Origin of the sequence: Streptococcus parasanguinis ATCC 15912 (assembly GCF_000164675.2) — a bacterium.
In the GTDB taxonomy this organism is placed as follows: domain Bacteria; phylum Bacillota; class Bacilli; order Lactobacillales; family Streptococcaceae; genus Streptococcus; species Streptococcus parasanguinis.
In genome coordinates this window covers 280,913-306,294 of sequence record NC_015678.1, presented here as the reverse complement: position 1 = coordinate 306,294, position 25,382 = coordinate 280,913, and the positions used below count along the sequence as shown (strand labels likewise).

The window sequence follows — 25,382 nt, the reverse complement described above, 5'->3', positions numbered from 1 at the left end:
CAATTGCTTTTTCCCTATCATTATAGCAAAAAAAGCAGAAGTTTTCTGCTTTTTAAGATGGGAATTGCTCCTTATTTTTTGAATACTTTTGCTTAAAAATAAAGAATACCAGTATCCAAGAGATCCATTCTATCATGAAACCAAGATACTGTATAAATGTCTTGTGATAAGAAACTTTGACATGGCCAGAATTTCGAATAGATAAATAAATTTTACCATCATTTAAAACTTTTTCTGAGACAGTTGGTTTTCGATCTTTTTTATTTTCTTTTAATTCTGATTCGGTAAAAGCACGCTGTTTCAACACAGGTTGAGAACCTTCAGCCCCCATAGAATATTCTGCGCGGTATCCTTTGTACCATATCATTGGTATGGAAATAGTTGTTTCTTTTTTATCATCAGGAACCTCTATATCGAATTCTAAAAGATTGTATCTCTTTTTAATAGTTGATATTTTTACATCCTTAGCTGTTTGAAATTCTGTAAATTGTGGTAAGCGTATATCTTGGTTATTGATATCAAGATTATAATATTCATCACCTACAGGATCGATATATTTTGATTTGTCACCTTTATATACTGATTTCAGTAATTTTTCATTCTTTTTATTATCGTCCCGCATTTGTTTATAGTTTTTTGAGGATGTATCAAATTGAGGAACAACATGATTGAAATAGAAAGTTAAACTCAAGATGCATAAGACAATAGAGAAAAATCCATTTCTATTTGTAACAGCAAGAAAGAATAGGAACAAGAGGGGAATGAAAAACAATAGGCGCCCTGAATACTGCATACTCCCTAAAAAAGTGTATTTCAATACGGAATTCCAAGGCAGAAGACTCGTTGCAGAAAAATATAAGATCCAACAAGTCCAAAATATGGTTTTACTTAAACTCCCTAGACGGCGATAAAATAAGATCACCATCATACTCGCATAGAATAGGCCATCTCGTACGAATTGATGGATCGGCCACTCTAATGGTGTGAAAGGTTTATAAAAACCATATCGATCTGCTTGAAATGGAAAAGGAACCAAAAAAGTATCTTTCACATTGACAGGAAAATTTCTCGCTGTCCATGTGAAGAAAAATTTTTGTGATGAAACTTGTTCCAGATATTGAAAAATGTATCCTGCCGACAAACATAAGGCAAACAAGATAGAAAATACAAAAGAGATAATCTTTTCCAGTGTGAGCCTTTTATAATTTAATAACAATAATACCGCAGAAAAGATTGCTAATATGATCGTTGATAAAATATGGGTTTGAATTAAAAGCGCTACTACAATCCCTAAATAGAGAGGGTTCTTTTTGTTTAAGTAGAGCACTCGATAAATAGAATAAATAAGAATTGGGACAAGTGGCACTACCATGGTCATTCCAAAACCAAATAAGGTGTAATAACAAGGAATGGTCAAGGCCACTACTATACCAGTCACCTTATTTTTTACTATTTTTGAAATAACAATATAACTTGTTAGGCTTGTACAAAGAGTGATCAAAAATGCAAATATAGAATAAGCAAGATTTCCATTGTTGGTCATCATATAAACGATGGCTGACGGATAAAACTGCCAATTGCCATAAAACATAGGAGAAGCATATCCCGTACCGAACGCAAATAAAAAATTCAGATTGGGGAGTAAATCCCAATGCTCAATGGACTCTGCTAAGCCGACAATGCGGGATAAATGAAAGACATAGTCATATGAGCGGCTTTGAAAATTGATCAGATTGAAAGATACATATGTAAAAATGAGCGCATAGGAGGTTAGAAATAGACAGACCAACTTATTGCTGATTTGGTTAAAAACATCTATAAGCCGATCAATATAACTGCGGATCCCTTTTACCATATCCAACTGATTGATTTTATCGAGGAGCCGATCAATTCCCTCGTAAAATCTGTCTATCTTTTGCTTAGTAGCAAGACTCATAGGTAGGATATTCTTCATTCTTCACTTTTCTCTTTGATAACATAAATTGGACGTTTCTTAGTTTCCATGAAGATCTTACCGATATATTTTCCTAAAATCCCAATAGTTAGCAATTGGAAGCCCCCAAGGAAAAGAATCACTGTCATGAGGGATGGCCAACCTGAAGTAGGATCCCCAAAGACCAAGGTACGAATCACAATCAAAACCATCATAACAAAGGCCAAGATCCAAGATAACAGTCCACCAATAAAAGCAATATTTAGTGGGGCATCTGAGAAATTGACAATCCCTTCAATCGAGTATTTGAAGAGGGACCAAAAATTCCAAGACGTCTCTCCTGCCACGCGCTCTACATTTTTATATTCGAGGTATTCTGTCTCAAATCCAACCCAGGCGAAAATCCCTTTTGAAAATCGATTGTACTCGGATAACTCCATAATAGCATCAACCATGGGGCGACGCATCAAACGGAAATCACGTGCTCCGTCAACCATTTCCACTTGGCTAATATGATTGATCAATTTATAAAACATCCGTGCAAAGAAAGAGCGAATCGGTGGTTCCCCATCACGGGTTACGCGTCTCGTTCCGACACAGTCTAAATCCGGCTGTTCCTCCAACTTCTGCTTCATTTCGATCAATAACTCCGGTGGGTCCTGCAAATCTACATCCATGACCGTCACATATTCACCACTAGCACGCTCAAGTCCAGCGTATAGTGCAGCCTCTTTTCCAAAATTTCGAGAAAAAGAAAGGTAGTGCACATTTGAATCTGTAACATGTAGCCTTCGAAGAACGGATAGTGTACCATCTGAAGAGCCATCATTTATAAAAATATATTCAAACTTTTCTCCCATCTTCATCCGAACACGTTCCATTTCTCGATAAAATAATGGAATCGATTCTTCTTCATTAAAACATGGGACTACAACTGATATGGTCATCTCTTACTCCTTGACTTATTCACTTTCTATTGTAACAAAAAACTAGGGTTTCCCCTAGTAATAACTTATTTTAGTTTTTTAATTAAACTGCAGCATATAAAACAGAGATGGTTTGTAGTAAAGTTAGAGATACAATAATGAGACTACTTTGTACTACAAAATGATCAGAGAGCTTTTGTTCATCTGGAACTCTTTGCTTAAATAAACTACAAATAACTGGTAGACAAAGAGCGACAACACCTAAGTAATATCGGCCCTGAACTCCTAAAACTTCAAAATTTCCAACTGGTGTCCAGGTCAGATACAAGGTCAAAGAAATTAAACCAACAATTGCAAGAGAAACCAAACTTGCTCCTACTACTGATACTTTAGGAAGTTTGATTTTCCCAATATTTGAAAAAGTAATCAAAGTATAAAGAGCATAAATTGGAATAAGGACTTCTGACATCGACAAATCTAACCAACCAAATGTATAGAGTTGATTCAAATGACTGACTGATAATAGCATCTCCTTCAAAATCACTGGAAGATACCAATGAGGTTTCGAAATGATACTAATCACCTGGGACTTCACATCCGCTCCATCTAGTTTAAAGTTCTCAATTCGAACTTGCTGGGTAAGAACATACCAAAAAATCGTAAATAGAAAGACTGCAACAATCAAAACGAGAGAAATGAGATAGTAGTTTTTACATTGCGTTTTCTTTCGCGGTATAAATAGCAATAATCCCACTAGCAGGACGTAAGGAAGTTTCATTGTTACAAGGATCACACAAAGGAAAGCATAAAGCAATAAATCCTTAATTTTAACCACTTTTTCATCATCCGTTACATAGTTCAAAAACAATCCAATAATGATGTAGGTTAAACCTAAGGCTACACTATCTTGATTATAAGAAGCAGCTAGAACAAGATTCATTGGAAACATCGCTACCATTGTCATCAACTGCTTCGCTTTCCCACTTAATTTAATAGCAATGAGAGCTAAAATACAGTAAGCAATGACATTAAAAATTCGACCAAGATAATAGGAGATTCCTACACTCAAATTCAAAAATTTTCCAATCCCAAATCCAAGAGCCTGAGGGATATAACCAATAAACCAATATGAGTTGGTTGCCCTGTAATCTGTTTCTTTTCCAAACTTCACTTGTTTGGTCGTCTGCCCTTCTTCAAATAAAGAAGATTTAGTAAATGGTTTTTTGAAATTCTTATAAACATCAAAGTAATCTTCCGTAATATGGATGTTTTTATTTCCCATATTGACGTTGCCTTCCACAATATGAATCGTTCTTGAAAGGTGAACGTGTTCATCTGGCGTATTCAAAACGGGTGTAATGAAAGCAAAGGACAGACCACCAATGAGCATCGCAAGGAAGGTCCCTACATTCTTCTTCGGTAAAAGAAAAATGAAAAAAGCCAATACAACAAATAACGCTACACCAATTTTAGGAAAATCTACTAAGCGCTTTGTATAAATAACTGCAATACAAAAGGCTAAAACTGCGAAAGATACTAAATACTTTTTATTTCGCTCATAACTATCAACAAAATATCCCATCAGTTTCTCCTAATTATTCGAATTTTGACTCTTCACATATTGTCTCATCAACAACTTGGCCATCCATTTAGGCCAGAAGAGTTCCAATGTTTCTAAATCTTCTTGACTACGAGTATTATTAGAGATTGTTTTCGAAGTTTCTGATTCTTCATGAATACGATGACACATTAATGTTTTGTCTATGTATACAAATGAGCCTTTCATTTTCCCAATCTGATACCAAGCAATCCAATCTAGATTTCCTTTCAATTTTTCATCAAACTTAAATCCTTTCAAGACAGATAAATCATATGAAACAGATGGACAACATATTGCATTTCCAAATGCCAAAACTCTAGTTCGCCATAATTTGCTTTTTGGGAATAAATTTATAGTTCTCAACATTAACCTCTTTACTTTAAGATTAAGTGTACGTTCAATTTTCTTCCCATTTTTTTCTTCAAAATAATCCGAATATGCTATTAAAGCATCTGGATTTGATTGAAATTTCTTAATAATTAATTCTGAATATTGTGGCTCATAATAATCATCTTGATGCGCGATTGTCGCGTACCTTGTTTTTACACATGACAATGCATTATTCCAATCTTTTCCTATTGAACCACCATTGCCATGATGATATACAATATTATATTTTTTACATAAGTCCTCAATCTGAAGACTAGGTGTTGAAGTATATAAAATAATAGAAGATTGATTATGTTGATTAACTAATGAAAGCATACAGTCTTCTAAGTAAGATGAATTCCCATATGCACAGATAACAAAAGTATGAATATCTCTATAATCCATTTAAATTCTCCTTTTAACATAAAGATATAAACTAAATCCCCCGATAACATATATTACCATTACTAGCATAAAACTTATACAAGCACCAAGTATACCATGGGAAATTATGAGGGGTTTACTTAATAGGAGACTAGCAATATACATAATAATATAAACTATCAATAATAAATTGTGTTTCCTATAAATAGTCAAGATATTTTCAAATACTAAAGCAGTTGAATACAAAATCCCTGAAAATACTAGAATGGTTAATTCTAGACGGTAACGATTCAAATCAACTCCGAAAATAAGACTAAGAACTGGTGTACCAATTAAATAACTTACTAAGGTAGTAAGAAAACCAACAAGAATCAAAAAAACAAATATTTTTTTAATAATACTATAGAATTGGATCATTTCACCTGCTTGTCTTTTTTCTGCTAACGAAGTAATCAGAGGTCTTATTACTAAAATACACAAACTCATGAAAAACACCGGCATAAATAGTATATTAAAATCACGTTGTACACCTGATTGCATTTTTTGACTAAGAAGTTGTTGGGCAATGATAATTCTAGGTTCATTAAAAATCAGGTTAATAAGAAAACCATATATAAATAAAGAAAAACAATCTTTTAAAATTAAAAGTCCTTGTCTCAGATCATTTTTCGAAAAAGTTCGTTTATTATCCGAAGAATGAAATAACCTTGAAAATTTAATATCAAAACCGACTATAAAAAAAATATTAAAGAGGACTACTAGAAGAAAGCCAACCAATAAATCTTTCTGAATCATTAAGGATACAAATAAGATAATTACACTTATTAGATATCTTAAAAACATTGATTTACCAGCAATATCAAGTCTAGATTTTTGTTGAAACAAGCCTTGATAAAGATCGGACCATACATCACATGTGCGGTAAGCTAAAATAAGAATAGTTAATCCGATAACAAAACTTGAACTTAAATCATAATGGACAAAAACTAAATATGGATATAGAGTTATCCACATTAATATAGTGGAAATTATCCTGGCTATATAATAATTTTTAAATGAAAACTTATTAACAATATCTGTTGCTTGAAAATTTCTGACTTGAAAGAGGCCTATAATTACCCATAAATTCCCAACAGAAATTGCCAAACTATACTGGTCCGCAATAGTAGGATTTTGAAACCTAGAAACTATAATAAGAAAACAAACTGAAACTGCTGCAGCTGCTAGATTTCCTAGAAGATTCCAAATGTAAATACTTTTTTGAGAAGGAGTATTATTCATCTTTCTCCTTATTTTTATTTAAAGCGATAACTTGAACAAGATTTTTAAACTTAGTATCTAATTTTGACAACCGTACGGTTAACTGAAACTGATTCATTAACAATAAGAAAATAATAAAAAGGAAAATAAAATTAACAGCAGATGCAATTCCTAAGGATGCTGCAATAAACTCTGCTAACTTTGGAAAAATACTAAAAACTAATAAAATTAATGAGAAGAAGATCCAAAACAAGGCGTCATTAATCTGTACACGAGATTTTCTAATATTCTGAAGGATGAACCCGCAGGTTCCCAATGAAACAATAACTAATACAACTTGAAACCAGATTGACATTCTATTTTCCTCTCTCTCTAAAATTCTGAATGAATAAAATAGATACGAACATGTGAATCATGTACTTAATGGAACGTGAAAAAGTTAGATAGCTTTCTCCCGCTTGTCTCTCTTCCATTCGAACTTGAACTTCTGAAATTGGAACACCATTTCTTAATAGATAAGAAACAGTATCTGGTTCAGGACCATAGTTAATATTTCTTGCAAAAACTTGTATTAAATCTTTAGAAAACATTCTCATTCCAGATGTCGGATCATTAATCGTTTTCCCAGTTGTTAATTTAATAGCAAAACTTATAAGGGTATTCCCTAACATACGAAATGAATTTGGTCTTTTCTCTGTTACAAATCGAGAACCAATCACCATTTTATTTCCTTTATCAATTTCTTCTTCCAAAGCAGCAATATACTCTGGAAGATGCTGACCATCTGCATCAAATTGCACCGCTTTTTCATAACCGTATTGGTAAGCATACAATAATCCAGTTTGAAATGCTCCAGCTAGTCCAAGATTAACTGGTAAATCAATAATATTATAGCCATTGTTATGACAAATTTCTGAGGTTTGATCTCTTGAACCGTCATTGATAATTACATAATCATACTGAGAATAATTTTGAATAATATTATTTACTACTGACTGAATCGAACCTTCCTCATTATATGCAGGTATAATAATTAATAAATCTGAGGATTTCAATATCCTTCTTCCTCCATTAAAATTCTTTTTTATCCATTATACAATAACCAAAATATTTTATCCACTAATCTCAGAACTTTATACCAACAACAAAAATTGTTGTAAGCATAAAAAAAGCCCGATATTAATTATAAATATCAAGCAATTCATTAAAATTAGCTATTATTCAAATCCATTTGGATGTTTGCTCTGCCATCTCCAGGCATCTTGGCACATGCGATGAATATCATATTGAGCTTTCCAACCTAACTCCTCACTTGCTTTCGCTGGATCTGCATAGCATGTTGCAATATCTCCAACACGTCTCTCAACAATCTTATAAGGAATTGGTTTTCCTATCACTTCTTCCATATTTTGGATGATTTCAAGAACAGAGGATCCTCTACCAGTACCTAAGTTATAGATATTTAACCCTGAATCTTTTTCAAGTTTCTTTAATGCCGCCACATGTCCTTTTGCTAAATCAACCACATGGATATAATCGCGGACTCCCGTTCCATCTGGAGTTGGATAATCATTACCAAACACATTAACATATTCTAGCTTTCCAACTGCTACCTGTGTTACATATGGTAAAAGATTATTTGGGATTCCATTTGGATTTTCACCAATATTCCCACTTTCATGAGCACCAATTGGGTTGAAATAGCGTAACAGCACGATATTCCAGGAAGAATCTGACTTATATATATCTTGAAGCATCTCTTCAATCATCAATTTTGTTCTTCCATATGGATTAGTTACAGATAGCGGAAAATCTTCTAAGATAGGAACTGTATGTGGATCTCCGTATACAGTCGCTGACGAGCTAAAAATAATGTTTTTACATTGTACTTTCTCCATAACTCGAAGTAACGTCAATGTTCCAATTATATTGTTTTCATAATATGTAAGCGGGATTTGAACTGATTCTCCAACGGCTTTCAACGCAGCAAAGTGAATCACCCCTGTAGGTTGTTCTTTTACGAATACTTCCAATAACTTGTCTTTGTCTCGAATATCTATATCGTATAATGTAATAGATTTACCAATAATCTTTTCAACTTCTTGGATACTTTTTTTACTACTATTCACGAAGTTATCTACCACCACTACTTCATGATCCGCTTTGGTCAATTCGATAAGCGTATGGGAACCAATAAAACCCGCACCACCCGTTACTAAAATCTTTTGTTTCATTATTTTTTCCTCATTCAATAAAATTAATTAAATTATCCCATATTTTAGGAATAATTTCAAAAGTTGTCCTACATTTTTCACCCCGTCCCTCCCCATTTTCATGGTATAATAGAGTGAATCGATTACGGAAGGACACCTTATGTTAAAGCTGGGAATTATTGGTACGAGTTGGATTTCACATGAATTTATTACAGCTGCTCATCAGACGGGCCACTATCACTTGCAGGCTGTGTATTCGAGAAAGATAAAGACAGCTCAAGAGTTTTGTGAGCCTTATGGGGCGATCTCTTGCTACACGGATGTCATCGATTTCTTAGACAGTGAGCTGGATGTGGTCTACATTGCTAGCCCTAATTCTCTTCATTTCGCTCAGGCCAAGCTTGCTATTCTGGCCAAGAAGCATGTCATCATTGAAAAACCCGCTGTGACCAAGCCTTCTGAATGGAAGGAACTGGTCAAGCTCGCTAATGAGTACCAGGTCTATCTCTTTGAAGCTGCCAGAAATTACCAAGAAGCAGCCTTTCAAGTAGTTAAGGACTTCCTCTCAAACCAGGAAATACTAGGCGCTAACTTCACCTTTGCCAAATATTCTTCCAAATTGCCGGCCCTTCTTGCAGGTGAGATGCCCAATATTTTCTCAGATGTCTATGCAGGTGGAGCTTTGATGGATCTGGGAGTCTACTGCCTCTACCTGGCCATTGGCTTCTTTGGAGAACCAATCTCCAGCCACTATACTGCTCAGCAATTACCCAATTCGGTTGATCTCTATGGTCAAGGTGTCTTGATTTATCCAGATTTTCAGGTTGCCATTCAGGCAGGGAAAAATATCACCAGCCATCTACCTGCTGAAATCTACACCAAGACTGGAACGCTAACTCTCAATGCTGTAGCAGCCATCAACCAGGCCCGCTTCATCAGCCATTCTGGGGAAGTCATCGACCTTCCGATCCAGCCCTGCCCACACCAAATGCAAGAAGAGGCAGAAGCCTTTGCCTTTGCCCTTGCCATCGCTCATCAAAATCCAGCTGCTTATCTTGAGTGGTTACAAACAGCTGAGCAGGTCCATGAAACCCTCTACCAGATGCGTCAAAGCGCTGGAATACAATTTAAGGATGAAAAAGAATGAAAGAACAATTTCCACAAAGCTGGAAAGACCAGTTAGAAACACTCGGATTTGATACATTCACTGAGATTCAGGAACAGATCTTCTCCCCTATCTATGAAGGAGAAAATGTCCTCGGGATCAGTCCTACCGGTACTGGTAAGACACTCGCCTACCTCTTTCCGAGCTTGCTCAAACTAAAACCGAAGAAGGCCCAACAACTCTTGATTTTGGCTCCTAACACAGAGTTAGCAGGACAAATTTTTGATGTCACTAAACAATGGGCAGAGCCTCTCGGTCTCCAGACACAACTCTTCCTTTCAGGATCTAGTCAAAAACGGCAAATCGAACGCCTCAAAAAAGGACCCGAAATCCTGGTTGGGACGCCTGGTCGAATCTTTGAACTGATCAAGCTGAAAAAGATCAAAATGATGAATGTAGAAACCATTATTTTAGATGAATTCGACCAATTACTGAGCGATTCTCAGTACCACTTCGTCGATAAGATCAGCCACTATGCTCCCCGCGACCACCAATATATCTACATGAGCGCCACAGCCAAGGTCGATCCAAATCAGCTAGAAGAAAATACTCTTCGCATGACGGTTGATGGAGTTTCTTTGGACAATATCCAACATTTTTATATGCAAGTGGATAAGCGGGACAAGGTCGAATTGCTCCGCAAACTCGCCTACGTCGAAGATTTTCGTGGTCTGGCTTTTTTCAACAGCCTGTCTGATCTGGGTAGTGCTGAAGAAAAACTACAATACCGGGGTGTTGAGGCCGTGTCGCTCGCTAGTGATGTCAATGTCAAATACCGCAAGGTCATTCTGGAACGCTTCAAAGACCATCAGCTGACCCTCTTGCTGGCCACCGATTTGGTCGCTCGTGGAATCGATATTGAACATCTTGAGTGTGTGATTAACTACGATATTCCCCGTGATGTGGAGACCTATACCCACCGTGCTGGTCGAACAGGACGAATGGGGCGTGATGGCTATGTGATTACCTTTATCACCCACCCAGAAGAACTCAAATCCTTAAAAAAATACGCTTCTGTACGTGAACTGGTTTTAAAGAATTCTCAACTCTTTTTAAATGAATAAGAAAATCCTCTGCTAGTGAATGAACTGCAGAGGATTTTTATGTTAATTTCCATTGTAATAGATACGATGACTTTCAAGTTGATAATCCAACAACTCATCCACCGTTACAAAGGTATAGCCTTGCGATTTGAGGTAGTCAAGGACGGTCGGTAGAGCGTCAATCGTGGTTTGATGGATATCATGCATGAGGATAATCGAACCCGGTTTGACTTCTTTTTTCACTTCATTGAGAATGGCCGTCGTATTATGTGTCTTCCAATCTAGGCTATCCACATCCCACATGATGAAGGATTGGTCGACACCGTATTGGATAGCGTTATTGATGGCTCCATATGGAGGTCGGGTAATCTTGGTCTGCACACCTGTCGCTTTTTGAATAGCTTCTTGGGTATCCAAGATCTCTTTTTTAGCATTATCCAAGCTCAATTTTGGTAATTGAGGGTGATCCCAGGTATGGTTCCCAATTTGATGACCTTCTTTGCGGACTTGCTTAGCAATATCAGGATTCGCACTGACATTTTTTCCGACCATAAAGAAGGTAGCTTTGGCATTGTATTTCTTTAAGATGGCCAGCGCCTGAGGGGTCGTCGTCGGATCTGGTCCATCATCAAAAGTCAGAGCAATCATCTTACGGTGGCGTTCTTCTATATAGGATTGGTAAGAAGCTAGATCATCAGGAAGCAAGCGCTCTGTATCAATCACGTCATAGAATTTAGACAAGGGAACAGTGAAGGTATCATCTCCCTTAACCTTGGTTGGAAATGGAATGGTGAAATTTCCTTTTTCATATTGGAATTCCCATTGACTCAAATCCAACTCTGAAAAGTGGGCGACCATTTGATCAATGCTTTCCTCATCCAACTGACGAAAGTCTAGATTCCCTCGCAATTCCTCCAAAAAGATCTGTTTGGCTCCATCTGGATCCGCAAAAACCTGACTGAGGGTCAGAGGGTGGTTCTCATCATCCACGTAGAAGAGAGGTAGTTTCACGGTCTCATCTTTGATGAATTTTCCTTTTTTATACTGGTATTCAACCCGTTTGATTTGGATAGGATGATAGCCAACAAAAGGCGCTTCTGCTTCTTCACTATGGTAGAAGGTCAAATGCTTAGGCTCTTTGGTTTTCTCATCAGATCCTAGACGCTGAAGATCTTCTTGAATCTTCTCTTTAATAATCTCAACAGCTTGTCCATCCTTAGTAGGATAATAAGTGGTCACATAAGATGTCCCAATAATCCCTTCCTGAACTTGAACATCTTTCCCTTTTTCAGAGCTTTTCTCTAGTTGGGTGACCTTGGCAAACTGATCCTGATAGGCTTTTTGTTCACGAACCCTTTGAATCTTTTGATAACCGATATACAAAAGACTCAGTAAAAGGAGATTTGTAATGATTAATAATATAGTTTTCGTGTGTTTGAATCTCATAACTTTATTATAGCAAATTTCTATCGAAAAAACATTCCTTTTTTGTAAATGGTTTCATAAAAAAGAGGGCGACTGTCGTCACCGGCAGTGGCCCCTATTTTTAATTACTCTTATTTTTCGCGAATGACTTCTACTTTATACCCATCCGGATCTACAACGAAATAGTAATTCGGTTTCGTTCCTGGAAGACCTTTGGGTTCCGTCACTTCATAGCCTTTAGCCTTGTGTTCAGCATTCAAACCTTCTAGATCAGGAGTACTCAAGGCAACGTGAGCATAGCCATCTCCGATCACATATGGACCGTGGTCATAATTATAAGTCAATTCCAACTCATAGTCATCTCCAGGCAAGGCCAAATAGACAATCGTAAACTTGTAGTCTGGAAAATCTTTCCGACGTTTTTCTTCAAAACCAAAAGCATCTTGGTAAAAAGCGATTGATTTTTCTAAGTTTTCTACACGAAGGCAAGTGTGCAACATTTTTGAACTCATAAGTTTTCCTCTTTTCTATTTTTTTAAATTATGAACGATTTTTTTACGACTTTCCGTCTTGATGGATAATTTTACTTCAAAGATGGAACCTTTTGGTTTATTATCTTTAACTTGAATGGTTCCCTTAAAAGCCTCTACAATTTGTTTGGCTAAAGATAGTCCCAAACCAAATCCACCTTTTTGACGGGTTCTGGCTTTATCCACCCGGTAAAAACGATCAAAGATCCGTTTCTTGTCCTCGTCTCGAACACCAGGTCCATTATCCAGTGCTCTCAAAAGAAGATTTTTGTCCTTCAACTGGACTTCAAACTGAATCTCACCATCTTCGTCGGTGTACTTCAAGGCATTGTCATAGAGAATGGTCATCAACTGCTTGAGGAGCGTTTTATCAGAACAAATGACTTTGTCCACCTGATTGTCCCCCTGGAAGAATTTGCCATTTTCTTCCGCAATGATCTCAAAATTCGAGAAGGTCTGATCGAAAAAGCTTGGCTCAATTTCTTCTATCTCTGGCTTCAAGCCATCATCCCTCCGGGCAATATTAAGAAGGTTGGTGGTCAAGAGCTTCATATTTCGAACTTCATCCAAGCTGGATGCAATACTCTCACTCGATTCCATAATGGTCGCCTCAGGCTTTCTAAAAAGCGTTTCGAGGCGATTTTGCAGGACTGCTAAAGGCGTCCGCAATTCATGGGAGGCATTTTCTACGAAAGCCTTTTGCTTTTGCATACTCTCAAGAAGGGGTTTAACGCTGAGACGTGCTAGGAAAAGACTAGCAAACAAAGAAATTCCCCAGAAGCAGATCATGACAAGAGCGATTTGGCTTTCGTGCTCTTCACTCGTCTGCTCCAACTGACTAATATTGGTCATGATAACCGCATACTTGACGTCACTTCCCCCATCATCAGTCAATCCCAAATCTGTCATATAAGCACGGTAACTTTCTTTTTTCCCGTAGCTATTTGTAATTTGGAGCTGGGAAACTTTGTTGAGCAACTTCCGGCCAAAAGTGACAGATTTAAAGTTTAAAAATCCGTTGCCTGTCGTCAGATTTTCATAATTTCTGTTGAGCAATACAACAGTGGTATTGGATGTGACATCTCCTTTGGGTTCTGATTTATCATGATCTGGGATCATCACCTCAGGATCTTCATCATTATCCTTATCTTTCGATTGTCGCTGGTCCCGATAAGCAATAGCCGCTAGCGAATAAGGATCCTTACTTAAAGTCTTGAGGTTCTCATCGACAGTTGTATAGAGACTCGAGCGCATAACCTGAATGATAATCAAGGTCATTGCTGAAAATATCAAGGTAAAGAGCCCAAAATATCGGATGAAGTAGGAAAAATCATCTTCTCCGACAGTTTTCTTAATTCTGGTTAGCATCTTTTAAGATATACCCCACACTGCGCAATGTTTGCAAGCTCTCAACGAAATCAGTACCTTTTAATTTCTTACGGATTTTTGAAACATAGACCTCAACAACAGAGATGGTCGTATCACTGTCAAAGCCCCAAAGGCGATCGAAAATCTGTGTTTTTGGAAGGATGACATTTTGGTTTTGAAGGAAATAGACCAAGAGATCAAATTCCTTCCCAAGAAGTTCCACTTCCTTACCGTCCACGTAAGTCGAATTGGTAGATAAGTTAACCTTCAAATTGCCATAATTAAGGGTGTTTTCATTCACTTTTCCTGAGCGCTTCAAGAGGGCTTGAATCCGCATCTTAAGCTCTTCTAGGTAGAAAGGTTTGGTGAGGTAATCGTCTGCCCCCAGCTCAAATCCGTGTCCTTTGTCATCCAGACTTTCTTTAGCTGTCATGATCAAAACAGGGGTTGTCACGCCTTTTTCACGCAATTCTTTCAAGACATGGAAGCCGTCTTTTTCAGGAAGCATGAGGTCCAGCAAAATCAAATCATAGATCCCGCTTTCTGCTTCGTAAAGACCTTCTTCTCCGTCAAAGACCTGCATGACGTCCGCAAAATCATCTAAAAAATCAAATACTGAATTTGACAAACCAAGGTCATCTTCGACCAATAGAATTTTAATCATCGTCGTATCCTCTTCTCTTTCGTGAGTGAGTCTTTCTAATCTATTCTTAACCATTATAACACGACTTGCCTTCATTTCCTATAGTTTAGAACCTGGTTTTATGATCAAACTCAGCCTGCCTGAGGAAGGCTAATTCTATGAATTTGTCGTGTTTTCTTTGTTACTTTGACTATCACTCGTCTTGTTTTTATTTTTTGAATTCTTCTTATTGGACTTTTTAGAGGAACCCTGGTTCCCTTTTTGTCCGCTAGATTGGTTCATGCCATTTTCTGGACCATTCCCTTGTGGGCCACCATTGCCTTCTTGCGGCATCTGACCAGGACCACCTCCTTGCGGGCCACCTTGGCCACCACCTTGTGGACCACCTCCTTGAGGGCCGCCATTTTGCTGGTTTCCTTGTGAAGCATGGCCATTTTGACTATTTTGTTTCTGATTAGATCCTTGGTTTTGACCCGTTTGGACTGGTTGAGAAAATTGTTGGTTATTGGAAGATTGAGAGGCGATGACACCGACACCAAAGCCGCTTCCAGCACCGACCAACAATCCACCAACTGCTGCCATTCCAATCCACCACTTAGGGCTTCGTTTGAGGACAACCATTTTTTCTTTTGATTCTTGCGTTTCGACTACTTGTTTTGTTTCTTTTTGATTCATCTTTTTACCTTTTATCTTTTTTTACAAGTACTTGTCTTTTAAATTTTAAAGGGAGCTCGATCCTTTAAGTATGGCGATTATACTTCAAGAGTCTTAAGCCTGCCTAAATTTTTACTTAAAAAATCCTAAAATAAGCGTGGGCTATTGACAGGTTGAGCCTCTTATTGTAGAATAGTTACCATAAAATGAACAAGAGGTTAACTGATATGAAGAAAATCTTTCCCTTAGTTCTCATCTCCATTGGAGTGGCCATGATCTCCGTCCTATCTCAATTCACCATTCCATTTGGACCAATTCCTTTGACCCTGCAGACACTCATGATCGGGATTATCGGAACCATCTATAAACCCAGCCATTCCTTTGTCACAGTCTGTCTTTACCTGCTTTTAGGCTTCTTAGGTTTTCCAGTATTTGCCGGAGGTGCTGGTGGTGCTTCGCATTTCCTTGGTCCTACTGCTGGTTTCCTCCTCTTCTTCCCATTCCGTGCATGGATCACATCTCTATTTACCAATGCTAAATCCAGCATTTTCACTATCTTTTTTGCCAATCTCCTCAGTAGTGCTCTCCTCTTTGTATCAGGAGCTATCGGCTTTATGCTGATCACGCATACTGATCTCCAAAAAGCATTTGCTTTGGTCGTTGCTCCCTTTATCCTTGCAGACCTCATCAAACTGATCATCATCACGATCACCAGCAAGGCGATTTTTGCTAGCCTCAAACACCACTGGTATTTCAAATAAGATACAAAGGTCTTAGCGGATATATTAAAAATATCAACATCTGAACACAGATGTTGATTTTTGTTATAGGGATACATGTATAAATCTTTTCAATTGAACTCCTTTTAAAGAGAACACTGTTTTAATGATGAAAAACATAGATCCTCCTTCCTTTATTTTTCCTTATAAAGAACTTTCAAGATCAGTAACTGTGTTAACAAAATCCAGATGATCAGAATGGTGAAGTCAAAAAACGAGACGTGACCATGACTATAGACACAAGCTCGTAGGAGGTTGACAGAAGGGACAAATGGAAGAACATGATAGAGATGGTTTATCCAATCTGGAAGACGACTTGCAGGGTACATGATTGGTGAAAACATCAAACCAATCATGAGAATCAACTGAGACATCAGCGTGACAATATTGGGAGAAAAAGTATACGCAATGGCAAATCCAAGACTGATCATCGTAAGACAGATCAGAAATAGGATGAAAACAGCCAGAACAGATACATTTAGGCGGACAGAAAAACGAAAATAGCCCAGTATAACAGAAATGAATACTCCAGGCAAAATAGCTATCATCCACATCCAAAGATCTGCTAAGGAAATCAGAATTCGTGGTATTGGAAGGGCTCGTACATAGTCTACATGTCCTTCTGACTTCGCATTTGCTATAACAGGTGATGAGATCGTACAGCCAATAGAAATGATTCCTATCAGAACTGAACCAGAAGAGAGATAGTAGGCAGCTGTCGTATCAATCTCACCGATCACTAGTGGATAACCAAAAAGAAGTGAAATGGATAACAGAACCTGAGCTAGCGTAAAGAGTAGAAATAGATCTTTTTGACGAAGATAGTTCCAACGAAGTAAGTAAAAAAATTGAGTCATATCAGTTTGTCAACTCCTCTCTATAAAGATCTGAAATGGATACGTTTTTCTGAGTAAGTGACAGATTAAAAATATTCTTTCGATCCAATTCCTGTGTTATTTTTGGTAGCAGTCTTGTTAACTCCTTCTCTTCTATTTCAATCTGGCAAATCGAACCATTGATAATGGTATAATCTTGGAATAGAGCTAAGCTATCTTCATTCCTAAACTCAAAAGAGATTTGATACTGTTTTTGATAGGTTATTTGCTGAACTGGTCCTGATTTGATTAACTTCCCATGGTTAAATAAGGCATAGTTGTCTGCATATTTTTCAACTTCCAACAAGTTATGTGTCACAATAATAATGGTATGCCCTTTATGAGCCAGCTTCTGTAATAATTGCCACTGTTTTTCACGACGTATTGGATCGACATCGTTCGTCGGCTCATCAAGAAGAATAATGGTCGGAGATCCGATCAAAGCCATTGCAAAAGAAGTTAGACGCTTTAAACCGCCTGAGAGATCCTTTCCTTGTTTTGCCCGGTACTCCTTAATTTCCAACTCGGTTAAGAGCTGATCCATTTCTTTTTGTAAATCTAAGGTGTTTAATCCTCTCATTCTTCCAAGCATTTCTAAGTTTTGTTCCACCGTTAATTTTTCAAGTGGTGCATACTGTTGCGACATATAGCTCATCATTGAGCGAGCTTGTTTACGATTCTGTACAAAAGAAATGTCTCCATAGCATACATCTCCTTTATCAGGTTTGGTAAAACCAATCATTTGATTTAAGAGGGTGGACTTACCAGCACCATTGTGTCCTAAAAAAGCTGTAATTTTAGCAGCTTCTATTTCTAAGGAAATATGGTTATTAGCAAAATGTTGCTTATCGAATGATTTTGTCAAATCTTTGATAGTCAGTGTCGAAAATGTCTTCATCTCATCACTCAAGACTGAGAAGATTGTCCCAGCTTCCTTCATTTTTGATAAGATTATTGTATAATAAACATATGACTTTCCATGGTTTACGTCATGATTTACCATTTAAGTGTCATAATTAGCCAACTCAATTTGATAAGGGGGACTTATGTTAAACGTCGTTATTTGTGATGACTCAACTAGAGATGCTAGTCAGTTAGAACAGTATTTACTTTCTTACGACAAGGTTCCTGTAGAAACAAAACTATATACAAATCCACAAAAAATGCTAGAACAGTTAACAAGGGATACACATTGTGTTTTTTTGGATATTGATATGCCACAAATTACTGGAATTGACCTTGCACGTGAAATTCGTCAGTTCAATCCTTTTATCCCCATTATTTTTGTGACCAACTATCGTGATTACATGGAACAAGTATTTGAAGTACAGACTTTTGATTACTTAGTAAAACCATTTGAACCCCAAAGGTTAAATAAGGTAGTAGACAGAATTTTACGTTATTTAGATTTAGGACAAACCATCTTTAACTTCTCATTTGGAAAACAAAGTTACTCTATTCCTTTAAGTGACATTACCTATTTTGAGAAAGATAAGCGTTCCGTTTTTATTTACACACTAGCAGATACCTATAAGTCCTTACTGAAAACTCAAGACATTTTAGATAAACTACCTGATTATTTTATTCAAATTCATGCTTCTTATATTGTAAATCCCAAATATATCAAAGATTTTGATGCGAAAACAGTAACTATTTTGCTAAATAGAACCGAGGAGCATTCACTTCCAATTAGTCGTAAGTTCCAGTCTTCTTTTAAAGAAAAATACTATAACTACCTCAGTGAAAGGAATTTCTAATGCTAATAGGATTGCGGATCATTAGTATCTTGTTTGACTTATTTCTGGCAAGTGTTTTATTTTATAGGCCAATATCCAAAAGTAAACATTCAAAAGAGACACTTTTAGCCCTTTGTTGTTTCTTGCTTTTTCATATGGCTCTTGTGTTTCTATTTTTAGAAAGTCGCGTTTTTTTAGTTAGCAATCTCTTTCTGAGTATTGTAGAATCCTCTCTTGTAGGACTCTATTTTGGCTACTCCTTTCGTGATTCTTCTTTTTGGATATTCTTACAAACAAGCCTGACATTATTAGCCGGAGCTGTCCTCAATCAAGCTATCCAACTATTTCTTCCACTGTCAAAAGTATCGAAAAATTTAGAACTGATTAGTGGTTACCTTGCTATCAGTTTTCTTTTTTCAACTGTGATCACTCTTGTTCTTCGACAGCTATTTCGAACACATCAAAAGTTAACCATGGCAACATCTAGAAGAAATTGGCTTTATCAATTTATCGTGCCGATTTTATCGATTATTTTTGCCTTTACTGTATCTGCTATTCAAGGGCAAGTATTTGGACCAGATTATCTTTCTGTCATTTCACTCTTGTCTCTTATTGTATTGTCGTTTTCCTCGCTGTATTTTACCTTACATATTTCTCAACAACAACACGCTTATTATCAAAATAAATTAGATAAAGAACAGCTTCAGTTCCAATTACGAGAAACACAGCAGTCTCAAGAAGAATACCAACGGTTGCAAAGTCTTCGGCATGACTTAAAAAATAAACATTTAACCCTCTTGGCACTTCTAGAAGAAAATCCTGATGAAGCTAGAGAGTATCTTCAATCGTTAACCGATAGTATTTCAGGAAAACAAACCTTTTACTCCAAAAATCCAACGGTTAATTATTTACTGAATCAAAAACTGCACGATGTGGAAGATGAAATTGCATTAGAAATTGACTGCTTTGTCCCACAAGAACTATCTATTCAGCCCGATGTTCTAGCTGTTATTTTAGGAAATTGTTTGGATAATAGTATTTCAGCCTGCCTTCGATTGACTGATAAATCAGAGAGAACATTGTCTCTGAATATACGTTATTTTCAACAAAATCTATTTATTTCGATCAACAATACCTTTAATGAACAGGAACAAGAGACTCGTAAAACACGTCAAAGAGATGGTTGGGGCTTGCGAAACGTTGATTCCCTAGTACAAGAATACCAAGGAACTATCAAACGCTTCAAAGAAAATGGCCACTATCGAACGGAGATCCTCTTACCAAGTCCAGTAAACTAATGATTCTTCTCCTTCGATATCCAATACAAATAATTCATTGAAAAACAAAAGATGAGGCTGGGACAAAAGTCCTAGCCTCTCAATTATTTTTGGATTGTCGAGCAAGATGCAGTGGTTGCGTGGGCTCTACTACGCTGATTTCATCAGCTTTTACAGCCCTACTCAACTGTGCGGAGGTGGGACGACGAAATCGAATTCTAACGAATTACCGATTTCTGTCCCACTCTCATCTTTTTTAAATCTATTTTGTCGCAAGGATAGCAGCTTCTACTGCTGCTTTTTCCCGTTGGATTAAATCCACACGCGCTGCGATTTCCTTGATTCCCATGCTGATGTTTCGGCTGATAGCCATATCAGACAATTGTGGTTCAAAGAAGGCTTTGAATTCTGCTAAGCGCTCTGCTGTTTTGAAGGTATTGGCTGGGTAGATGACAAACTTGTCAAAGCTCATGTCTCCGCCAAGAGCTGCTTTGACCCATTCCCAATTTTCACGCGCCCAGGTCCAGGCAGATTCTTGGGTGAACTCATGGTGTAAGAAAGTGAAATACCAACTCATTGCCAAGTCTTGTGGTTTCACAACATCCTTGTTCTTCCACTCTGTCAAAATCTTTTCAACTGTGTCTGCATCGGTTGTATAAGCCAGAGCTGTAGACAATTGACGCTTGAAGTTGCCATCTGTCGCTTGGGCATAAGTGTTCAAGTACAAATCAGTCAATTCTTTGCTTTCATGGTGTTTGATTTGGTTAATCAAGATTTGCAAACGAATAGCGGCTGGAAGCTTGCTGATATCATCAGCATGGGCTGCATAGATTTCACTTGCTTTAGCGCTTGCTTTTGCATCATCACCCTTGATCATATTTGAAATAACCAATTGACGAACCATTTCATCCTCATCTGCTTCTCCAGCTTTTGGTTCAAAACCAAGGCGTTCAAAGTTGAATTGGTTGAAGGTCACGAGCAACTTCTTATAGGCCGCTTCTACTTCCGTCCCTTCATCCACAAAGAGGCTGAGTCCTTGAAGGATTGATGAAACTGCAGATACAACCAAATAAGACGTTTCTTGGGTCAATTTCTCGATGACTGGCAAGAGACTTGCATAAGAGATAACACCACTTTCTGCCAAGAGACGGCGTTCTTGAAGGATTTGTTGCTTGCTCAAGTTATCCAAGGAAGCCATGTTGTCTACAATCGCATCCAAGAGCTCTCCTTGGTAATCGGTAATGTAGTGGGCTGTATTTTCCGTATTGAAACGAAGCGGTTCACTATTTGCAGCAGCAAGGGCAGTATAACCTGGGATTTCAAGCGTTTCTGTTTCAAGTGTATCAGGAATACCAGACCAGTTGCTGTTCAATGGCACAACCCATTGACGGCCTTGGTCTTCATGTTCTCCGATGAAGAATTGTTTTTGGCTGATCTTCAAGGTATCATTTTCTACCACTGCTGTAAGGACTGGATAACCAGGTTGTTCCAACCAAGAATCCATGAAGGCTGCTACATCACGGCCAGATGCATCACCTAGGGCATTCCAAAGGTCACGACCGATGGTATTGCCGTATTGGTGTTTCTCAAAGTAAGCTTTGAGTCCTTTACGGAAAGCATCATCCCCTAACCAGCGACGGAGCATATGCATGAGACGGCTACCTTTCGCGTAGACGATGGCTGGGTCAAAAAGAGTATTGATTTCATCAGGGTGTTTGACTTCCACATGGACAGATTGAACCCCATCGGTTGCATCGCGTTTCAAAGCCAATGGAACACCTGTTGTTTGGAAGTCTTCAAAGATATTCCAGCTTGGTTCGATGGCATTGACAGATACATATTCCATCATGTTGGCAAAACTTTCGTTCAACCAGAGGTCATCCCACCACTTCATGGTTACCAGGTTACCAAACCATTGGTGAGCCAATTCGTGAGCAACCACAAGAGCAACTTGTTGCCGGCTAACTGCAGTTGAGTTTTCATCTACAAGGAGATAGACTTCACGGTAAGTCACCAAGCCCCAGTTTTCCATGGCTCCAGCTGAGAAGTCAGGAAGCGCTACGTGAAGAGATTGAGGAATTGGATACTTCACGCCATAATAGTCTTCATAAAATTCGATGACACGTACAGCTACATCAAGAGAAAATTCTAAGTTTTTCAACGGATGCGCCTTGGTTGAATAGATACCTACGAGAGTGCCATTTTTTGTTTTGGCCGTGATTCCTTGAAGATCTCCAGCAGCAAAGGCAAGGAGGTAAGAAGACATCCGTGGAGTTGTAGCAAATTTCCAAATTCCTGTTTCTTTGCGGTTTTCCACATCGATTTCAGGCATATTTGAGAGGGCAATTTCGCCTTCTTCTTGGTCAAATTTCAAAGAAAGATCAAACGTTGCTTTAGCTTCAGGCTCGTCCACACTTGGAAAAGCTTCACGCGCAAAATGGCTCTCAAACTGAGTTGAGAGGACTTCCTTCTTCACGCCATCAATACTGTAGTAAGATGGGTAAATCCCAGTCATATTGTCTGTGATCTTACCAGAATAGGTCAGGGTAACTGTCACTTGACCTGTGCTTTCCAATTCAACATAAACTGCTTCATTGGCATCATCAACCGTAAATGGACGGGCTTGACCTGCTACTTCTACTGTTTCGATGGTCAAATCCTTTTGGTGAAGAGAGATCTTGTCCACCTTGGCTTGACCTGTGATCACTACACGACCGCTAAAGGCCTTGGTTTTACGACTTAAATCCAAAAACACCTCGTAATGTTCTGGAACGAATGTTTCTACAAAATGTGCAACTGCTTGCATAATTTCCTCCTTTAAATGTTTTACGCTTTTCCAATCAAAAGCCCTAATAAAACTATTTTATCACAAAGTTGGGATAAAAGAAAAGACAAGCATGACAATGCCTGTCTGAGATCGAAAAGACTCCATGATCTTACATTTCGATAATTTTACCTGTTTCAAAGTAAACTACCCATTCACAGATATTTTTTGCATAATCTCCAATGCGTTCCAAGAAGTTGATCACTTGGAAATAATCACGACCCGTCACGATGGACTCTGGATTTTTCCGAATTTCTTCTGTTGCTAATTCTTGGATACTATCAAAATAATGGTTGATGACTTCGTCTCGTGAAGCAACTTCATAGGCCAAATCCACATCGCCTTTGAGGTAAACATCTAGTGTCGCTTCGACAAAATCTTTGACTTCACGGCCCATCTTGCTGATTTCTTCCTCAACAGATTGGATACGGACTTCCCCTTTCATGCGAATCGTTGCCTTGGCAATCGATACTGCGTGGTCCCCCATCCGCTCCAAGTCAGAAACTGCTTTTAAGACGGTCATCACGACACGAAGGTCTTGTGAAACCGGCTGTTGAAGGGCGATAATCTCAAAAGACTTACGCTCTAGCTTCACTTCGTATTCGTTGATCTCCGCATCATCTTCGATGACCTGACGGGCCAATTCACGGTCATGGGTCACGAAAGCACGAACCGTACGGTTGATCTGACTCAACACTTCATTTCCCATTGCGTAAAACTGGTTATGCAACTTCTCTAAATCTTCTTCAAATTGAACTCGTAACATTTTATTTTCTTCCTATCCAAATTTACCAGAGACATAGTCTTCTGTTTCTTTCTTAGCTGGGTTCAAGAACATTTCATTGGTATCATTGTACTCAATCAAATCGCCATCCAAGAAAAAGGCAGTTTTATCGGAAATCCGACTTGCTTGTTGCATGGACCGTGTCACCAAGAGCATGGTGTAGCGGTCTTTTAGTCCATACAAGGTTTCTTCAATCTTCCCAGCTGAAATCGGGTCCAGCGCTGAAGTTGGCTCATCCAAAAGAATAATCTTTGGACTGGTCGCAAGAACCCGCGCCACACAGACCCGCTGTTGCTGACCACCGGAAAGTCCGATAGCCGAATCGTGCAGGCGATCCTTGACTTCATCCCAGATGGAAGCGCGTTTCAAAGAGGTTTCAACTGCTTCATCCAAGACAGCCTTGTCCTTGACACCATTAATCATCAATCCATAGGTCACATTATCATAAATGGACATTGGAAAAGGATTGGGCTGTTGGAAGACCATTCCGATCTCCTTGCGCAATTCGACCGTATCGGTCCGTGGTCCGTAGATATTATGACCGTTGTAGAGGATGGTTCCTGTGGTGGTGACCTCATGGTTGAGGTCTCCCATGCGGTTAATGGCTTTTAAAAGGGTAGATTTCCCTGATCCTGAAGGACCAATCAAGGCTGTAATCTCCTTTGGAGCAAAGTCCAAGGAGACGCTATTTAGAGCCTTCTTTTTATTGTAATAAACCGACAAGTCCTTGACTTGCAAAATTGGTTCTGTCATTCTATTTTCCTTTTTGTTGTCATTTTACTTTATCCAAAGTGACCCGATACATAATCGTTGGTCGATTGCAATTTCGCATTTTGGAAAATATTCGAAGTCTTATCGTACTCGATGAGGTTTCCTAGGTAGAAGAAACCGGTATAATCACTAGCACGCGCTGCTTGTTGCATGCTATGGGTCACGATGACAATGGTGTAATCTTTCTTCAGCTCCAGCATGGTTTCTTCTAATTGCGCTGTCGCGATCGGATCAAGCGCTGAAGCTGGCTCATCCATGAGCAAAATGTCTGGCTTCACAGAAATAGCCCGCGCGATACAAAGTCGTTGCTGTTGACCACCTGAAAGCGTTAGAGCTGATTTGTGAAGATCATCCTTGACCTGATCCCATAGGGCTGCCTGTTTCAAAGAAGTTTCGACCAATTCGTCCAAGATCTTCTTGTCTTTCACCCCAGCACGTTCATGCGGGAAGGTGATATTTTTGTATATTGATTTGGCAAAAGGATTGGGTCGTTGGAAAACCATCCCAATGTGCTTGCGCATTTCATAAACATTGATATCCGGACGATTGACATCGATTCCTTCATACCAAATTTCACCCGTAACACGCGCAATATCGATGGTATCATTCATCCGGTTCAAACTACGAAGGTAGGTTGATTTCCCAGATCCTGAAGGACCGATCAAGGCTGTAATCTTATTCTTTTCAAACTGCATGTCGACTCCTTTGATGGACTCGTTAGTTCCATAATAGACATGCAAATCTTTAGTCGATAGGACCACCTTTTCTTCAGGAAAAGTAATGATGTGTCTCTCATCCCAATTGTATTTTGACATTTCTTCTC

The 25,382-nt window shown here is 38.3% G+C and carries 24 protein-coding genes; 5 read left to right on the top strand and 19 right to left on the bottom strand.

Annotation, left to right across the window (positions count from 1 at the left end; translation table 11 throughout):
- Positions 1–52 precede the first annotated feature (52 nt).
- The 8 genes from HMPREF0833_RS01510 to galE all read right to left on the bottom strand — a co-directional run bounded on the left by HMPREF0833_RS01510 (position 53) and on the right by galE (position 8,706).
- Positions 53–1,954 (bottom strand): hypothetical protein, encoded by a 1,902-nt coding sequence (locus HMPREF0833_RS01510; RefSeq protein ID WP_013903388.1) that lies wholly within the window; start codon positions 1,952–1,954, stop codon positions 53–55.
- Positions 1,951–2,880: a glycosyltransferase family 2 protein gene (locus HMPREF0833_RS01505; RefSeq protein WP_013903387.1), complete on the bottom strand. Its 930-nt coding sequence runs from the start codon at positions 2,878–2,880 to the stop codon at positions 1,951–1,953. Before HMPREF0833_RS01505 ends, HMPREF0833_RS01510 begins: the two co-directional genes overlap by 4 nt.
- An 82-nt stretch (positions 2,881–2,962) precedes the next feature.
- Positions 2,963–4,441 (bottom strand): DUF2142 domain-containing protein, encoded by a 1,479-nt coding sequence (locus tag HMPREF0833_RS01500; RefSeq protein ID WP_013903386.1) that lies wholly within the window; start codon positions 4,439–4,441, stop codon positions 2,963–2,965.
- Between the two features lie 9 nt (positions 4,442–4,450).
- The gene (locus HMPREF0833_RS01495) at positions 4,451–5,233 is read right to left on the bottom strand and encodes a glycosyltransferase family 2 protein (RefSeq protein ID WP_013903385.1); all 783 of its coding nucleotides are present in this window, start codon (positions 5,231–5,233) and stop codon (positions 4,451–4,453) included.
- Positions 5,234–6,493, bottom strand: coding sequence for a lipopolysaccharide biosynthesis protein (locus HMPREF0833_RS01490; protein WP_013903384.1), 1,260 nt, complete (start codon positions 6,491–6,493; stop codon positions 5,234–5,236). It abuts the gene before it with no gap.
- Entirely contained in the window at positions 6,486–6,827 is a 342-nt protein-coding gene (locus HMPREF0833_RS01485) for a DUF2304 domain-containing protein (RefSeq protein ID WP_013903383.1), read from the bottom strand. Before HMPREF0833_RS01485 ends, HMPREF0833_RS01490 begins: the two co-directional genes overlap by 8 nt.
- A gap of 1 nt (position 6,828) precedes the next feature.
- Positions 6,829–7,527: a glycosyltransferase family 2 protein gene (locus HMPREF0833_RS01480; protein ID WP_013903382.1), complete on the bottom strand. Its 699-nt coding sequence runs from the start codon at positions 7,525–7,527 to the stop codon at positions 6,829–6,831.
- Positions 7,528–7,689: 162 nt separating this feature from the next.
- Positions 7,690–8,706 carry a UDP-glucose 4-epimerase GalE gene (gene galE / locus HMPREF0833_RS01475; protein ID WP_013903381.1) on the bottom strand — a complete coding sequence of 339 codons (1,017 nt, stop codon included), beginning with the start codon at positions 8,704–8,706 and terminating at the stop codon, positions 7,690–7,692.
- A gap of 139 nt (positions 8,707–8,845) precedes the next feature.
- Between galE and HMPREF0833_RS01470 the strand changes: the two genes are divergently transcribed.
- Both HMPREF0833_RS01470 and HMPREF0833_RS01465 read left to right on the top strand, forming a co-directional pair.
- Entirely contained in the window at positions 8,846–9,832 is a 987-nt protein-coding gene (locus tag HMPREF0833_RS01470; RefSeq protein ID WP_013903380.1) for a Gfo/Idh/MocA family protein, read from the top strand.
- On the top strand, positions 9,829–10,914 hold the full coding sequence (locus HMPREF0833_RS01465; protein ID WP_013903379.1) for a DEAD/DEAH box helicase: 1,086 nt from the start codon (positions 9,829–9,831) through the stop codon (positions 10,912–10,914). Before HMPREF0833_RS01470 ends, HMPREF0833_RS01465 begins: the two co-directional genes overlap by 4 nt.
- A gap of 42 nt (positions 10,915–10,956) precedes the next feature.
- Here HMPREF0833_RS01465 and HMPREF0833_RS01460 read toward each other — a convergent pair whose 3' ends face one another.
- From HMPREF0833_RS01460 to HMPREF0833_RS01440, 5 genes are all read right to left on the bottom strand, one after another.
- Entirely contained in the window at positions 10,957–12,339 is a 1,383-nt protein-coding gene (locus HMPREF0833_RS01460) for a polysaccharide deacetylase family protein (RefSeq protein ID WP_013903378.1), read from the bottom strand.
- 110 nt (positions 12,340–12,449) lie between these two features.
- A complete protein-coding gene (gene gloA, locus HMPREF0833_RS01455; RefSeq protein WP_003003384.1) occupies positions 12,450–12,830 on the bottom strand; it encodes a lactoylglutathione lyase in 381 nt (126 codons plus the stop codon).
- 15 nt (positions 12,831–12,845) lie between these two features.
- Positions 12,846–14,216 (bottom strand): sensor histidine kinase, encoded by a 1,371-nt coding sequence (locus tag HMPREF0833_RS01450; RefSeq protein ID WP_013903377.1) that lies wholly within the window; start codon positions 14,214–14,216, stop codon positions 12,846–12,848.
- Positions 14,200–14,880, bottom strand: coding sequence for a response regulator transcription factor (locus HMPREF0833_RS01445; RefSeq protein WP_037607818.1), 681 nt, complete (start codon positions 14,878–14,880; stop codon positions 14,200–14,202). Before HMPREF0833_RS01445 ends, HMPREF0833_RS01450 begins: the two co-directional genes overlap by 17 nt.
- Positions 14,881–15,015: 135 nt before the next feature.
- Positions 15,016–15,534: a hypothetical protein gene (locus tag HMPREF0833_RS01440; protein WP_013903375.1), complete on the bottom strand. Its 519-nt coding sequence runs from the start codon at positions 15,532–15,534 to the stop codon at positions 15,016–15,018.
- 206 nt (positions 15,535–15,740) lie between these two features.
- Between HMPREF0833_RS01440 and HMPREF0833_RS01435 the strand changes: the two genes are divergently transcribed.
- Positions 15,741–16,274 carry a biotin transporter BioY gene (locus HMPREF0833_RS01435; protein ID WP_003017471.1) on the top strand — a complete coding sequence of 178 codons (534 nt, stop codon included), beginning with the start codon at positions 15,741–15,743 and terminating at the stop codon, positions 16,272–16,274.
- A 152-nt stretch (positions 16,275–16,426) separates the two neighbouring features.
- On the opposite strand, the gene HMPREF0833_RS01430 is transcribed toward HMPREF0833_RS01435, so the two are convergent.
- Together HMPREF0833_RS01430 and HMPREF0833_RS01425 are read right to left on the bottom strand one after the other, a co-directional pair.
- The gene (locus HMPREF0833_RS01430) at positions 16,427–17,149 is read right to left on the bottom strand and encodes an ABC transporter permease (RefSeq protein WP_013903373.1); all 723 of its coding nucleotides are present in this window, start codon (positions 17,147–17,149) and stop codon (positions 16,427–16,429) included.
- A gap of 1 nt (position 17,150) precedes the next feature.
- The gene (locus HMPREF0833_RS01425) at positions 17,151–18,107 is read right to left on the bottom strand and encodes an ABC transporter ATP-binding protein (RefSeq protein ID WP_013903372.1); all 957 of its coding nucleotides are present in this window, start codon (positions 18,105–18,107) and stop codon (positions 17,151–17,153) included.
- A 106-nt stretch (positions 18,108–18,213) separates the two neighbouring features.
- Here HMPREF0833_RS01425 and HMPREF0833_RS01420 point away from each other — a divergent pair, with 106 nt between their 5' ends.
- Both HMPREF0833_RS01420 and HMPREF0833_RS01415 read left to right on the top strand, forming a co-directional pair.
- Entirely contained in the window at positions 18,214–18,924 is a 711-nt protein-coding gene (locus HMPREF0833_RS01420; RefSeq protein WP_013903371.1) for a LytR/AlgR family response regulator transcription factor, read from the top strand.
- Positions 18,924–20,201: a sensor histidine kinase gene (locus HMPREF0833_RS01415; protein WP_013903370.1), complete on the top strand. Its 1,278-nt coding sequence runs from the start codon at positions 18,924–18,926 to the stop codon at positions 20,199–20,201. Before HMPREF0833_RS01420 ends, HMPREF0833_RS01415 begins: the two co-directional genes overlap by 1 nt.
- A gap of 241 nt (positions 20,202–20,442) precedes the next feature.
- On the opposite strand, the gene HMPREF0833_RS01410 is transcribed toward HMPREF0833_RS01415, so the two are convergent.
- From HMPREF0833_RS01410 to pstB (HMPREF0833_RS01395), 4 genes are all read right to left on the bottom strand, one after another.
- Positions 20,443–22,986, bottom strand: coding sequence for a M1 family metallopeptidase (locus tag HMPREF0833_RS01410; RefSeq protein WP_013903369.1), 2,544 nt, complete (start codon positions 22,984–22,986; stop codon positions 20,443–20,445).
- Positions 22,987–23,116: 130 nt separating this feature from the next.
- A complete protein-coding gene (gene phoU / locus HMPREF0833_RS01405; RefSeq protein ID WP_003006603.1) occupies positions 23,117–23,770 on the bottom strand; it encodes a phosphate signaling complex protein PhoU in 654 nt (217 codons plus the stop codon).
- Between the two features lie 12 nt (positions 23,771–23,782).
- The gene (gene pstB, locus HMPREF0833_RS01400; protein ID WP_003003393.1) at positions 23,783–24,541 is read right to left on the bottom strand and encodes a phosphate ABC transporter ATP-binding protein PstB; all 759 of its coding nucleotides are present in this window, start codon (positions 24,539–24,541) and stop codon (positions 23,783–23,785) included.
- A 29-nt stretch (positions 24,542–24,570) separates the two neighbouring features.
- A complete protein-coding gene (gene pstB, locus HMPREF0833_RS01395; protein ID WP_003006600.1) occupies positions 24,571–25,374 on the bottom strand; it encodes a phosphate ABC transporter ATP-binding protein PstB in 804 nt (267 codons plus the stop codon).
- Positions 25,375–25,382 lie beyond the last annotated feature (8 nt).